Raw genomic sequence first — 14,749 nt, 5'->3', positions numbered from 1 at the left:
TCTTAGTAATAGTATACTGTAAAAGCTTTTTCGCTGCAAGAAGATACGGGAAAGCAGGAAAAATCAGAAATTGTTGTGTGGCAAAATTTCTGATACAATCAATGATAAACTATACTACACGGCGCTTTCAAGCCTTTTGTACGTTTGTCGTTCTAAAAGCGAAGACAGAACTCAGCATTTATGGTATAATGAACACAGACGATTAGTGCAGTGAGAATAGGAGAATACAATTTATGGATACCATTTTCTATAACGGAACGATTTATACCCAGGATCAGGCATATCCTGTGTGCAGCGCTGCAGCTGTGAAAAACGGCGTGATTGCAGCGCTGGGAAGTGACGAGGAGATTCTCGCGCTGGCAAGCAGTAGTACGGAGCGGATTGATCTTGCCGGCCGCCTTATGGTGCCGGGGTTCATCGACAGCCATCTGCATTTTATTTATGATGCTATGGTACGGCGAACCATCGATCTGTCAGAGACTAAATCGCTGTCGGAAGCGATGGAGCTTTGCCGCGGCAGGGTTTCTGAAATCAGCGAGAAGGGCGGATGGCTTCTGGCAGGAGGCTTCAACCAGGACGACTGGATAGAAAAAACCATGCCTACCAGGGAGAATTTAGATACGATCTCAGAAGATGTGCCTGTCGTGTTTCAGAGAGCTTGCCTGCATATTTCCGTTTGCAATACCAGAGCGCTGGCGCTTTCGGGACTTTTGGAAAGCTGTCCGGACGGCATCGTCAGAGAACAGGCGCAAAACGCCATTTCCGAGGCGGAGCCGCTGCCGGATTTAGATGAATTGAAGGAACTGATTCAGGATGCGGCGCGTGCTGCCGCAAGAGCCGGTATTACGGAAGTTCATACCGATGATTTTACGGTGCTGCCGGGTACCTGCGGGAAGCTGATTCTGCAGGCATATAGGGAGCTTTCCGAAGCAAGAAAGCTGGATGTGCGGATTTATGAACAGTGCAATCTGGAAACCCTGCCGGAGCTGAAACAATTTTTGGCAGCAGGGCACAGAACCGGCGATAATTACGGTTTTTTCAGAATTGGACCGCTGAAGATTATTACAGACGGATCTCTCGGCGCCCATACGGCGGCCATGCTTGCGCCGTACCGCAACGCGCCGGAAACCTGCGGCGTGCTGAATTATACCGATGATGAGCTGCAGGAGATGATATCTATGGCGCAGGATCACGGAATGCAGATGGCGATTCACTGCATCGGCGACGGCGCGCTGGAACAGACGCTGAATGCGCTGCGCAGGGCGCATTATGAGAATCCAAAGGCGAATCTGCGCCACGGGATTGTCCATTGCCAGATCATGAGCGAAAAGCAGCAGGATTGGTTTCAGAAACTGAATTTGCTGGCATATATTCAGCCGGTTTTTGTTCGCTATGATATGCATATCGTAGAAGACTGCGTAGGGGAAGAACTGGAGGCTACCAGCTATAACTGGCGAAGGTTTGCTGAGCTGGGCGTGCACCAGTGCGCAGGATCTGACTGCCCGGTGGAGAAATTTGATATTCTGCCGAACCTGCAATATGCGGTAACCCGTAAGGATCCGGTTTCCGGAAAGACCTGGTATCCGGAATACGCACTGACCTTAGAGGAAGCTTTGTGGACGTTTACCTATGAAGGGGCGTATGCAGGGTTCAACGAAGGCGTGCGGGGCACGATTTCCGTCGGTAAATATGCGGATCTGACCGTGCTTGACAGAAATCTGTTTGAAATTCCCGCGGAGGAAATTTCAAAAGCAAGAGTACTTTTGACCATGACAGGCGGGAAGGTGACCTATCGGAGGATTTAAAGAAGGTTTTGCGGAAAAGATGGCGATGAAAATTGTCATCTTTTGTCTGTTTTCATTGCACTTTGTGTGACCGTCATGTATAATTGAAATATACATATTTCTTTCGGGAAGAAGCATAAAGAGGCAAAGTATTCATGAATCATGTGCAGCAGCAAGACTATTTTCCGTTGTCCTTAAGTCAGAAGAATATCTGGAATTTGGAGACGTCTCTGGCGGGAACGCCGGCAAATAATATCAGCGCGACAATCCGGATTGAAGGAAGGATTGATCCTGTGCTTTTGCAGAGCAGTATTCAACAGGTTTTGCGCGCGGATTCGTCTTTGCGCACGAGAATTGTGATCACTGAGGACGGGAATCCTCAGCAGTATCATGCTGATTATCAGGATGAGGAATTCCCGCTGTATGATTTGTCTTATACCAGCAGTGAGAATTTCGATAGCTGGGAACAGGCCATGGTACGGGAAATGATCCCTGTTACTGACGGCCCGCTTTATCGTTTTTTCTGCTTCCGTTTGGGGGAAAACTCCGGCGGTGTCTTAGTTAAAACGCATCACATTATTTCTGATGGCTATTCCCAGATCCTGCTCTGTAATCGGATTACCAGAAACTATCTTAATCTTTTGGCAGAGAAGATGCCTGAGCAGGAGCTTATGACCGATTACCGACTGCATGTCGAAGAAGAACAGGAATATTTGACATCGAAAGCATATCTGAGGGATCAGCAATACTGGAAGACTATGCTGGAACAGTCAGGCGAACCGTCTGTTCTGAAGTCTGTCAGCAGCGCTGCAGTCAGTCCGGTGGGATGCCGGTACAGCGTAAAGCTGCCTCAGATTTTGAATCATGAAATTTCTACCTTTTGTCAAAAAAAGAGAATAGCGCCTTTTTCCGTTTACTATATGGCTATGGCCATTTATTTTAAAAGAATTGGCGGCGCCGATCGTTTTACTGTCGGTGTACCCATCATCAACCGGACTAACTACGCGTTTAAGCGCTGTACAGGCATGTTCGTTACGACCTTGCCGTTTTTTAATACCATAGACGCTGAATGGAGCTTTAATCAATTCAATGAAGCCCTGATAGATAATTGGCTGGAATTACTTCGGCATCAGCGATATCCTTACTCCCATATTGAAAGCCTTCATAATTCTATACGGGGAGAGGAGGGACGCTTGTTTCATATCATGCTGTCCTATCAGGATGGTCAGGCTGCAGAAAGCACAGAGGCCTCTGTAAATGTTTCCGGAAGGTGGCACTATAGCGGCTATCAGGCAGAACAGCTCTGTATTCACATGACCAATCTGTTCGATAACAAACAGTATTCTATAGATTACGATTATCTTGTTCAATTCTTTGCTGAAGAAGAAATTATTCGTTTTCATGAAATGATCTGTACGATTATGCATGCAGCGTTATCTGAGCCCGATAAGCCGATCTGTGAGCTGCCTATTATCTCCATGGAAGAAAAGGAACGGGTACTTTATACATTTAACAGAACGGATCGGCCTTTGCGTGCGGAAACAGCTTTTCAGCAAATACAACTGCAGGCAGAGACTTTTCCGCAGAGAGTGGCCGTCATTGACCGCGGACAGAGGTATACGTATCAGTATTTGATGGAAATGGCTGCCAGGGTTGCGGCAGGACAGATTGCAAAAGCGGGAACAACGCCGGCGCTTGCGGCTATCCTCCTTCCGCGAAGCTTTTCGCTTCTGGCTTGTATGGCAGGTACTATGAAGGCCGGAAATGCTTTTCTTTTACTGCCTTTAGATTTGCCGGAGGGAAGACGTAGGACCATTGTGGAGCAGAGCGGCGCAAAAATTTTGCTGACCGACCGTCATCTGTTTCAGAAATTCCATCTGGATGAACTGAAGCGCCCGGTGATCCTTTATGAGGATATAGAAGCAGAGGAATACAGAGATATTACGGTAAGCGTAAAAGAAAATGATCTGGCGTACGTAGTATATACCTCTGGCAGTACCGGTACGCCAAAAGGTGTAGAAATTACGCAAAAGAGTCTGGTGAATCTGGCACAGGCCATGGAACCGGTTTATGGAAAAGGCGCGGTACTTTCTATGTGCAGCACCGGTTTTGACGCGTACTTGCTGGAAAGTGCGTCAGCTTTGATGTGCGGAAAGACGATTATTACAGCTACGGCAGAAGAACAGGAGTCACCGAAAGCGGCGGCGGCTCTGATTACGGGATATGCCGCCGGTTTTCTGTCTATTTCACCATCCAGACTTACAGCCATGTTGAAGAACCCTGAATTTCGCAAAGCTGTAAGTAGATTGGAGACTGTACTTTGCGGAGGAGAGCCTTTTCCTGCTAATTTGTTAAAAGAATTGAAAAAACTGACCCCAGCCAGAATCTATAATCAGTACGGCCCTTCAGAAACTACAGTAGCAGTCAGTATGAAGGAATTATCCCATGCCGAGCGTATTACGGCGGGCGGACCTATGGATAATTGCAGGCTTTATGTGTTGGATCAGGGAATGAATCCGCTTCCGGCAGGCATATATGGCAAGCTATTTGTAGGCGGTTGCTGCGTGGGCAAAGGCTACCGGGGACAGGAGGATTTGACTGCGAAAAGCTATTTTGACAGTCCGTTTGAAAACGGAGAGAGAATCTACGATACAGGAGATATTGCCTGTTGGACAGAAGATGGAGAAATCTTACTGGCCGGCAGAATGGACCGACAGATAAAGATTCGCGGGCAGAGAATTGAATTAGATGAAATTGCTGCGTGTATTGCGTCGTATCCGGGAATCATACAGGCGGCAGCTAAAGTGTGGATGGTTTGCGGAGAACCGCTAATTGTTGCATATTATACAGGAGAAAAAAGCAAAGAGGCAGATTTGCTGTCCTTTGCGGCTACATACCTGCCAAGATATATGATTCCTGTTAAGACAGTTCATCTCGACAGAATGCCGATCAATGTCAACGGTAAGATAGAGGAGGCTAATTTGCCGGAGCCGCAGTGGAGCGGCGAGCAGTATAATCAGGCAGAGGGGGGAGAAACCGCAAACCTGATCTTAGGTGTATTCCGAAAGGTTCTGGAAAAATCAGAGATGGGCTTGGGCGACGATTATTTCACCTTTGGGGGGAATTCGCTCAATGCTATGGAAACGCTGACCAGACTGGAAGAATTGACGGGCATCAGAGTGAGAGTGGCTGATTTATATGCATGCAGAAGCGCGGCGCGTTTAGCCGGCTTGTTGGACAAGGAAATTGATGCAGAGGAACTGCCGACAGAGAGACAGAAAGCAATATTTACAGTGCAAAAATCTCCACAGCAGGAACGGTGGCCGTTATCTGCCATGCAGCAGGGTATCTATGTTCAATCCTATTTAGACGTTGATGGCAGGGCGTATAATATGCCGGGCGCTTTCAGACTATCCTGCAGGATTGAACGTCACAGGCTGGAATCAGCATTTCATGATCTGATCGCCGGCGATCGTCTGCTGCAAACCTGCTTCTGTCAGAAGCAGGATGGCGTGTATATGTATATCGACGACAGGGCTTTCGATTTTATGCTGGAAACGGTAAACGGAAAAACGGTAGGACAGGCGATGAAAAATTTTGTCAGACCGTTTGACCTGTCAAAAGCGCCGCTTTTGCGAGCCGGACTGTGGAAGGATGAGAATAACAGAGATGTTTTGCTTCTTGACAGTCACCACATCATCGGCGACGGTCTCAGCACAGCTGTATTGCTGCGACGGTTGAACGATCTGTATTGCGGCAGATCCGTTTCGGCAGCTTTAGACTATATGGACTATTTGTGGTCAAAGGAACAGTTTGAACGGCGTCAGGATCAAAAAGAGAAGGAAGAACTTTTGCAGGACTGGCTCGATTATCTTTATCCATTGCCAGAGCCGCTGGAATTACCGTGTGACTTTTCAAGGCCTCACGATTTTGATTTTGCCGGTGGGGAAGAAGACGTATATCTGGATAGAGAGCTGAGCCTAAGATGTGATGAATTTTGTAGAGAACAGGGGATCACCCCGTATGTTCTGTTTTTAGGTGTGTTTTCTCTATTGCTTGCCCGTCTGACGGGAAAATCAGATTTTCTTCTCGGCATGCCGCTGGCAGGGAGGAAGGGAGACGCGACGGCACAGATTTGCGGACCCTTTATCAATACATTGCCAGTACGGATACGTTACGCGGCGAATACAGTCTCAGAATATCTGAAGGAATTGCAGGATCGTGTTAACGCGGTTTTGGATTGGCAGGATATTTCCCTGGAAAACCTGATTTCTGCCTTAGAATTGCCGCGCGGTGAGAAAAACGCCTTGTACCAGGTAATGTTTTCCCAGAGTCCGGTAGATGAGAGCGTGTTTGTGTTAGGCGATATGCCGATGGAGTATGTACCGGTAGCGGCGGACACGGTGAAAATGGATTTGACATGCGAACTGCGCAGGATGGAAGGGCGGTACAGCTTCCATATCGGTTACGCCCGAAGCTTGTTTCTGCCAGAAACGATTGATTTTTACGGACGCTGCCTGCAGCAGATTGTGAAAGAATTTTTGCGGAATTTGAAACAAAATCCAAAGCAGGTGCAGCTTCTTGCTCCGGTGGATTTTCAGAAATATGTGGCAGAGCCTAACTACGCGGCAACACCATTCATTAATCTTCCCGTTCAGCACTTTATAAAACAGCAGGCGCTGATCGGACCGGAAGAAACCGCTATCGTCTTCCATGGAGAAACCGTTACTCGTTTTCAGTTGGATCGCAGATCTGATGAGATTGCGCGGCTGTTGAGCGCTGCAGGCGCAGAGGCAGGTATGTGTATAGGCGTAATCTGTAAACGATCTCCTGATTTGATTGCGGCGATGCTTGCCATTTTGAAATTGGGATGTGCTTATGTGCCTATGCTACCAACTTATCCGCAGGCAAGGCTGTCCTACATGATGGAAACGGCGGGGGTGGACGTTTCGTTCTGTGATCAAGCGTCAAAGGGGCTTCTGCCGGAGGATTTGCCGTGTCGTCTGGTGACGGCGGAAGTAGGAACGTCGACGAATGCTATAAATGAGGATAATTTTTCCGCGGTTAACGTCAGCGGAGAGGATTTGGTTAACGTTATGTTTACCTCTGGTTCGACAGGCAGACCAAAGGGAGTTATGCTGAAGCACCGCGCTGTGTCCAGTTTGTTCGTCAGTATTCGTGAACTGCTCGAAAGAGCTGCAGGACCGATTCTTTGTACTACCAATGTGGTGTTTGACAGCTTTATTGGAGAAAGTCTATTTCCATTGGCAATGGGAAAGGAAATTATCATGGCCGATGAGGAAGAAATGATGCTGCCGTGGAAATTGGCAGAGCTGATCGATACGTATAAAGTGGAGATTTTTCAGGTGACGCCGGCCAGACTGCAGATGTGTTTGGGTAATGAGGCTTTTTGCCGCGGCGCAGCCCGATTGAAGCTGGTCCTGCTGGGAGGCGAGGTTTTGACGCCGCAGCTTTTGCAGTCGCTTCATCAGGTCACAGACGCGATCAGTGTTAATATGTACGGGCCGACAGAGGCTACTGTATATATGACGATGATCGATGTGAAACCGGGCGATCATATTACGATTGGACGGCCGTTGCATAACAATCGGATTTATGTTCTGGATGAAGAACGCAGGCCTGTGATGCCGACAGCGTGCGGCGAATTGTATATGGCAGGTGAATGTCTGGCCAGAGGATATATCAGCAGAGACGATTTGACAGAGGCGGCATTTATCTCTGATGTGTATTTTCCCGGCGAACGCATGTATAAGAGTGGAGATATAGGTCGTTTACGGCTGGACGGATCTTATGATTTTCTGGGCCGCAGTGACGCGCAGGTAAAGCTCAACGGACAGAGAGTAGAGCTGGATGAGATTACAGGATTGATTTTGGAATCCGGCGGGGCGCGTCAGGCTGCGACGATAGCCGTTAGAAAAGATGAAGGTGCTATGGAGCTGTGGTCATTTTATGAGCCGGAAGGCAGGCAGAGCGCGGCAGAAGAAAGAATTTTGGATTTCCTGAAACAGAAGCTTCCGGCATATATGATACCGTCCAGAGTCGTAGCGATGGGCAGAATTCCTTTGACGCCGAGCAGTAAGATTGATCTGCAGCAGTTAAAAAAACAGGCTATGGAGATGGTTGCGCTTCATACAGAATTCCAGGCGGAATGTGTGATGACTGAGATTCTGCCTGAAAGAGTTGTGGCTGAGCTTGAAAGCCTGCATGAAGATGATACAGAAATGACGCCGTCTTCTGAGGAAGGCGTAGATTTTGTATTGCATCTATGGAAACAGGTATTGACCAGGACGGAATTGGATGCGGATATATCCTTCTTTGAGCAGGGCGGTACATCCTTAGACGCTTTAACAGTGCTCAGCGGATATTTTAATCACAACAGAGAATTGTCACTGGCACAGTTTTATCAACATCCTACAGCCAGAGAGCAGGCAGCCCTTCTGGGGTTTTCCGCTAGTTCTGAAAATGAGACGGCGGAGAACAGCAGGATGATACTGGTTACCGGAGGAACAGGTTTTCTGGGAGCGCATTTGATTAAAGAACTATTGGATAAAGGAAAGCATATCATCTGTCTGACCAGAGGAGGACTGAAGCGGCAGCAGGAGGCTTTGGATTGGTATTTCGGGCAGGGTTATACAGAAAATCATCAAAAGAGTCTGGAAGTTTTTGACGGAGATTTTACAAAATCTGGTCTTGGTTTGTGCGATGAATATTACGGCTACTTAAAAAAACAGGTGGGGCAGATTTATCACAGCGGCGCTGACGTACGTCACTACGCCAGCGACAGAACAGATTTTATGCGAACCAACGTAGAGGGTACAGAAAACCTGTTGACGCTGGCGTGGGAAGCTGACGCCGCCTTTTACCATATGTCGACATGCAGCGTCAGTGGAAACCGATTGCGGCAGGACGCGGATCGAGAAGTTGTCTATACAGAAGAAGACTTTGATATCGGACAGATTTGGGAAAACAATGTGTATGTAAAGAGTAAGTTTCTGGCAGAGAAATCTGTACGAGAGGCATTTGATAAAGGCTTAGCTGGGAAGATTTTCCGATTGGGAAGACTGGTAGGACGCAGCGATGACGGCGTATTTCAAAGAAATCCGGAGACCAATGCGTTTTGGCTTTTAATGCGATCCTTCGCGTCTGTTGGAGCCGTACCGGAGAGAATTGTCAATATACAGACAGATATTACACCGGTTGATTTTGCCGCAAAAGCAATTCTCAATTTATGTGAAGCGGAAGGAAGGACATATCACATTATGCATCCGAACCCGCCTACTGTGGGAGAGATTACAGCGTCTTTAGGCGTGAAATTGGAGCAATTAAATGATGAAGCTTTTTCAGCTCGTCTTTTCTCTGCAGTCAGCAACGGGAAAGCGGAGGGCGCGGCAGCTGCGGTAGATTATTGGTATCAGCTACGTTATGACGCGCCGAGAATTCGAGTTACCTGCGAGAAAACGCTGGAGGCTATGCAGAGGATGGAGTTTGTCTTTGCAATCCCATCGCCGGAAATAATTCTGAAAGACTTTATAAAGGGGGAGATGTAGCATGGTATCGACAGGCGCGGTTGCTATCTTTGTCTGTGCATTGGCGGCAATTTTAATCTTCGTGATCTGGTGTATACGTCATGAAAAGCTGCACCTGATGCATCGCTTGTATCTGGCGCTGGCTCTTTGCTATGCCGCATGGGTTATTCCGTTGATCGCGATGCATTTTGTCAATCCGGCGGACACGAGGATCATGTTTTTCTTGGACTGCTGTACTTCACCGGGCGGTCTGCTTTCATCGGGTGTGTACCTGTGCATTGCCATCGCTTTTGTGAAAGGATGGGATCGCTTACCTGCGAAAGCATGGTATTTGTTTTTAGTACCTCTGGCCGGTGTGATCGTGGCGTTTACCAATCCGTGGCATCATCTGCAATATCGAGTTTTTTCCACTGTGAAGGATGAGATTGTATTCGGGCCGTTTGTCAATGTAACTGGCGCTTATAGCTACTTTTGCCTCATAGTAGGTATGATTACCATGATTCGTTTCGCGTGGAAGAATAAGAGCAGACTGTATCTGGTACAGTGCGTCTTGTTTTCTATCGGCGGCATGTTTCCTATGATCGTCAGCGCAGTCGCGACTTTTTCTGCTGCCAGTCTGCCGATTACAGCTACGCCGATCAGCTTTCTTGTTCCGATTCTTATGCACGGTTATGCTATTTACCAAATGCATTTTCTGGATATCAGACCGATTGCAACGCGGCATATTTTAGACTGGATTTCTGACTGCTATTTGGTGCTTTCTGCCAACGGTTTGGTTATTACATACAATAAGCAGTTTGCCGCTATTTTTGCGTCGAAATATGGAATCAGTGAAAACAGATATCTGCACGATTGTGTAAAGGAAGATGATATTTCCAAAAAGACGGCTGTTTTTAATATGATTACGGCGGTTCAATCCAGTGAGGAAAGTGAGTCGGTGGTGTCTTATGAGCAGGCCATGCATATCCAGGAAGGAGAGACTGTCAGAAAGATCTATTATATGGTAGAAGCATCTCCTCTGTTTATCGATGATAGAATCGAGGGTTTTGTACTCAGCTTCAAAGAAGTGACGAAGCTTCGGGAAAGCCTGCACCAGCTTCAGGAAAGCCGTCAGAGAATGATGGAGCAGGAACGATTGGCATTTTTGGGACAGATGATCGGTGGTCTCGCTCATAATCTGAAAACGCCGATTATGAGTGTTTCAGGGGGTCTTGCGGCGCTGGATGCACTGGTCGAAGAATGCGAAAACAGCTTAGGAGATCCAGTGGTTACGGAAGATGACTTTCGTGAGATCTATGCGGAACAAAGGGAATGGAGTCAGAAATTGCGAGAGGCCATGACTTATATGTCAGATATTATTACCGCTATCAAAGGGCAGGCATCCAGTGTGATGGAGGAGGATACTGTTTTTGATCTGGAGGAAGCGTTAAACAGATGCTCTTTGCTTATGCGTCATGAGCTGCTGTCTGGACAATGCAGGATGGAGGTTCGCTATGAGGACGAGAGGCGTTTCGCGTTGGTAGGCAATATCAATAATTTAGTGCAGTGTCTCAATAATTTGCTTTCTAATGCTATCTTTGCGCAGCAACAGGTTGGCGGAGGAATTATCTATGCTGACGTGGGAGCAGACATGGAACAGCTGCATATTAAAATAACGGATACAGGACCGGGCGTCAGCCGAAAAGTACGGGATAAGCTGTTTAAGACCATGGTTACCAGTAAGGGCGCGAAAGGCACAGGGCTTGGATTATATATATCTAATGTTCTCATAAGAGGACGGTTTGACGGATCGATTTACATGGAGGATAATCCGGAGGGCGGCGCAATTTTCAGCATTGCGATTCCGATGGAGCGGGTCACCGTCAGTGTGAGAGAGAAAGGAGAAGATATCGGTGAGAAAGCATAAAAATACGGGAAGGAAAGAATTCTCTATACTCACTTTGGATGACGATCCGTTGATGACCTCAACGCTGCAGGCATATTTTCAGCGCAGCGGATATCAGGTCGATGCAGAGAATGATCCTTATAAAGGAATAGAAAGGGTCAGGACAGGAAATTATGATATTTTGCTCCTTGACTTTTTGATGAGTCCCATTTGCGGCGATCAGGTAGTTGAAGAAATCAGAGCTTTTAACAAAGATATTTTTATTCTGCTTTTAACGGGACATAAAAGCATGGCGCCGCCGGTTCAAACGATACGTTCTTTGGACATTCAGGGCTACTATGAGAAAAGCGACCGGTTTGACCAATTGGAATTATTAGTGGAATCCTGCGTGAAATCCATCAGACAGATGCGGGATATTAAAGCGTATCAGACGGAATTGGCAGAAGCAAATGCGGCGATGGAAAAGGCTTATGTGGAAATCATTGAGACCCTACGGCGTTTAGTGGATGCCAGAAATAGAGAAACTCGGGGACATTCTGATCGGGTTTCTAAACTTGCGCATGCTCTGGCAGAGGAATTGGCTTTGACGGCAGAGGAAACGGAGCATATTCGTATTGCCGCTTTGTTTCACGATATAGGAAAGGTAGGCGTGCCGGATCGTATTTTGCTGAAACCAGCAAAATTGTCTGAAGAAGAATTTCATGAGATTAAAAAGCATCCCGGAGTAGGCGCTGATATCCTTCAGGGTTTGTCTAAGTTTCAGAGTTTAGCGCCTTTGGTCAGAAGTCACCATGAGAGGATAGACGGAAAAGGGTATCCTGATAATTTAGCAGGCGATGAGATCCCTTTTGCCTCCAGAATTATAGCGGTAGCGGATTCCTTCGACGCGATGATTTCACGAAGGGAGTACAGCGAACCGGTACCGTTGGAACATGCGGTAGGGGAATTGGAGAGAGGAAGAAACAAGCAATTTGATGATGCTGTAGTGCAGGCTTTTTTTGCTCTGTTAAAGCGCTATGGAGAAGAAGGCTTTATCGAGGAGTTTTGCAGCAGGGGGGAAGTCTAGAATGAAGAAAATTTTGAACGACCATATTAAGTATTACAATGATTTCGGGCATTTTGTTCAATGTATCCATGACGACTATGGGGAACGGAACGCAGTGGAATGGTATGATCGAAAGGCCAATCTATATACCAGGTCCTATCGTCATCTGACAGAGGATATCTACAAGCTGGTGCATTGGCTGGACAATAAAGGGTTAAACGGTAAGAATTTGGCCATTATAGGTGAAAACAGTTATCAATGGCTGTTGGTATATATGGCGGCGGCAGTCAGCGGCGGGACAGCTGTGTGTGTGGATATGGAGCAGCCGGTTGCGGTTATTCAGCAGATGCTGGAGATGTCAGATATTAAAGCAGTTTTCGCCTCATCCTCCTGTCTTCCTCTGGTTGAGGAGCAGCAAAGTAATGGAACGCCATGTTTTCTGTTGGGAAACGGAAAAGACGGTTTGACGGGAATCGATGAAGTCCTGGAAGGTATTGATAGCGCGAAAATTGATCCAGACCCTGCCAAAGTATTAAATGGAAACAGTACAGCTGCTATCGTGTTTACTTCAGGGACTACGGGCGTATCAAAACCGGTGATGCTAAGCCACCGCGCGTTGTTGGTCAATGGTTGTGAATGCAACGTATATGTGGATGGAGGTATGAGAGCCTTTTCGGCGCTGCCGCTCTGTCATACATACGGAATGACTTGCGCGGTATTGGCAACCTGGGCCAGAGGCGCGTCGCTGATTCTCAATGGAAATTTAAAGACTGTGATGCGGGATTTACAGGCGGCCAATGCGTTTTCTATTTTGACAGTGCCTCTGATGGTAGAGGCAATTCACAATCAGATGTGGCTGCAAGCCAGACAGTCCGGAAAAGAGAGCATACTGAAGAAAATTTTTCTAATGGAACGGTTAAAGCGGAAAGTGGGTATGAAGTCTACGGGAAAAGCCTTGACGGAGCTGAGAAAAAAAGTTCTGGGCGAGCTTTCTGTTATTATCTGCGGCGGAGCGCATATGGATAAGGACATTTCGGAAGAATTTGAACTGATGGGATTGATTATGCTGCAAGGCTACGGTATTACAGAATGCGGTCCGCTGGTAGCGGTCAATGGAAATCAGGCCAGAAAGCTGGATTCTGTAGGGATGGTACTGCCTTCCTGTCAGATAAAGCTAGAGGATGAGGAAATCCTTGTACGTGGTAAGAATCTGATGAACGGGTACTATCGTATGCCAGAGGAAACTGCAGAGGTGATGGAAGGCGAGTGGTTTAAAACCGGTGATATCGGCATGGTCGATAAGGACGGTTTCTTATACATCGTAGGGCGTAAAAAGAATATTATCGTGTTTAAGAATGGGAAAAAAATTTCGCCGGAACGTTTGGAACAGGAAATCAAAAAGAATTCTCTGGTAAAGAACGTAATGGTCTACGGTGCAGCCAGCGGAGTTTCAGCAGATGACGTGAAACTGGCCGCCAGTATTTTTCCTGATGAAGAAGCAACGAAGGATATGTCCTCTTATGAAATTCTGAAAGAGGTGCAGCGGCATATTGACAGTATAAACGATACGCTGCCGCTATATCAGCAGATCCAGATGGTGAATCTGCGAGAAGAAGATTTTGAAAAGACGGCTATGATGAAAATTAAGCGACATTTGGTGAAATAAATGAGAGGAGAGAGGAACGGATTATGGATGATCAGTTATTGGAATTGATTCAGGATATTGTATTTAAGGTGACAGGAAAGAAAAACTTGACGTATGAGACCGATTTCGTGCAGGATTTGGCGCTTTCTTCTTTTGATATCATGAATATCGTATGCGCGTTTGAAAATCTGTTTGATGTGGAAATTCCTAATCGAGATGTATGGCAGTTGCATCAGGTACAGGATATTATCAATTACATAAAGGAGAGAGACTTATTGGAGAGAATAGATGTGTGATTCACCTGTTATCGTGTATTCATTCCGGAGGGAAAAGCATACGTATATTGAACAGCTTCGAAAAGCCGTGGTGAAAGACGAGAGGGGAAAGCCGTGGCTGAAACCCTTTGATGGAAAATTCATTTCCATTAGCCACAGCGGGGATTATTTTGCTGTTGCTTTGGCGGACTGTCCGGTGGGTATGGACTTGCAGCGGTGGGATATGAGAGATGGTCCTGAAGAGGCAGTCAGGCGGTACAGGCAAATTGCGGAGCGGTATTTTCATCCGGCGGAAAGAGATTGGATTATGCACGCGGATTTAGAATTTTTGCAGGCGTTTTTTCGGATTTGGACAGCAAAGGAAAGCTTTGTAAAGTATACCGGAAGGGGCTTGGACGACGATTTTGGAAATTTTTCTGTAGTTGGGGAGGAGCTTTGTCCGAATGTGTATTTCTGGCATGGGCAGCGGAACGGTTACAGTATGGCTGTATGTACGGAGAAAAAAAGAAAAATTATATGGCAGTGTATTTAGAAATGTTGTTTTGTCAATGATGTGACACCAAAAAGG

Annotated in this window: 7 protein-coding genes; all 7 read left to right on the top strand. The window is 46.8% G+C overall.

The window, feature by feature from the left end:
- Positions 1–233: 233 nt before the first annotated feature.
- The 7 genes from ACPW7J_RS08570 to ACPW7J_RS08540 all read left to right on the top strand — a co-directional run bounded on the left by ACPW7J_RS08570 (position 234) and on the right by ACPW7J_RS08540 (position 14,713).
- Complete coding sequence (locus tag ACPW7J_RS08570; protein ID WP_425754994.1) at positions 234–1,805, top strand: amidohydrolase; 1,572 nt, start codon at positions 234–236, stop codon at positions 1,803–1,805.
- A 134-nt stretch (positions 1,806–1,939) separates the two neighbouring features.
- Complete coding sequence (locus ACPW7J_RS08565; protein WP_425754993.1) at positions 1,940–9,352, top strand: amino acid adenylation domain-containing protein; 7,413 nt, start codon at positions 1,940–1,942, stop codon at positions 9,350–9,352.
- 1 nt (position 9,353) lies between these two features.
- The gene (locus ACPW7J_RS08560; RefSeq protein ID WP_425754992.1) at positions 9,354–11,237 is read left to right on the top strand and encodes a histidine kinase N-terminal 7TM domain-containing protein; all 1,884 of its coding nucleotides are present in this window, start codon (positions 9,354–9,356) and stop codon (positions 11,235–11,237) included.
- On the top strand, positions 11,224–12,282 hold the full coding sequence (locus ACPW7J_RS08555; protein WP_161874836.1) for an HD domain-containing phosphohydrolase: 1,059 nt from the start codon (positions 11,224–11,226) through the stop codon (positions 12,280–12,282). The genes ACPW7J_RS08560 and ACPW7J_RS08555 overlap by 14 nt, the downstream gene beginning before the upstream one ends.
- 1 nt (position 12,283) lies before the next feature.
- Positions 12,284–13,927: an AMP-binding protein gene (locus ACPW7J_RS08550; RefSeq protein ID WP_425754991.1), complete on the top strand. Its 1,644-nt coding sequence runs from the start codon at positions 12,284–12,286 to the stop codon at positions 13,925–13,927.
- Positions 13,928–13,950: 23 nt separating this feature from the next.
- On the top strand, positions 13,951–14,202 hold the full coding sequence (locus tag ACPW7J_RS08545) for a phosphopantetheine-binding protein (RefSeq protein ID WP_161874838.1): 252 nt from the start codon (positions 13,951–13,953) through the stop codon (positions 14,200–14,202).
- Positions 14,195–14,713: a 4'-phosphopantetheinyl transferase family protein gene (locus tag ACPW7J_RS08540; protein ID WP_425754990.1), complete on the top strand. Its 519-nt coding sequence runs from the start codon at positions 14,195–14,197 to the stop codon at positions 14,711–14,713. The genes ACPW7J_RS08545 and ACPW7J_RS08540 overlap by 8 nt, the downstream gene beginning before the upstream one ends.
- Positions 14,714–14,749: the final 36 nt, after the last annotated feature.

It is taken from the genome of Ihubacter sp. rT4E-8 (genome assembly GCF_049852125.1).
In the GTDB taxonomy this organism is placed as follows: Bacteria; Bacillota; Clostridia; order Peptostreptococcales; family Anaerovoracaceae; genus Senimuribacter.
The sequence above is the reverse complement of the archived record's forward strand: the minus strand, read 5'-3'. Positions and strand labels throughout refer to the sequence as shown.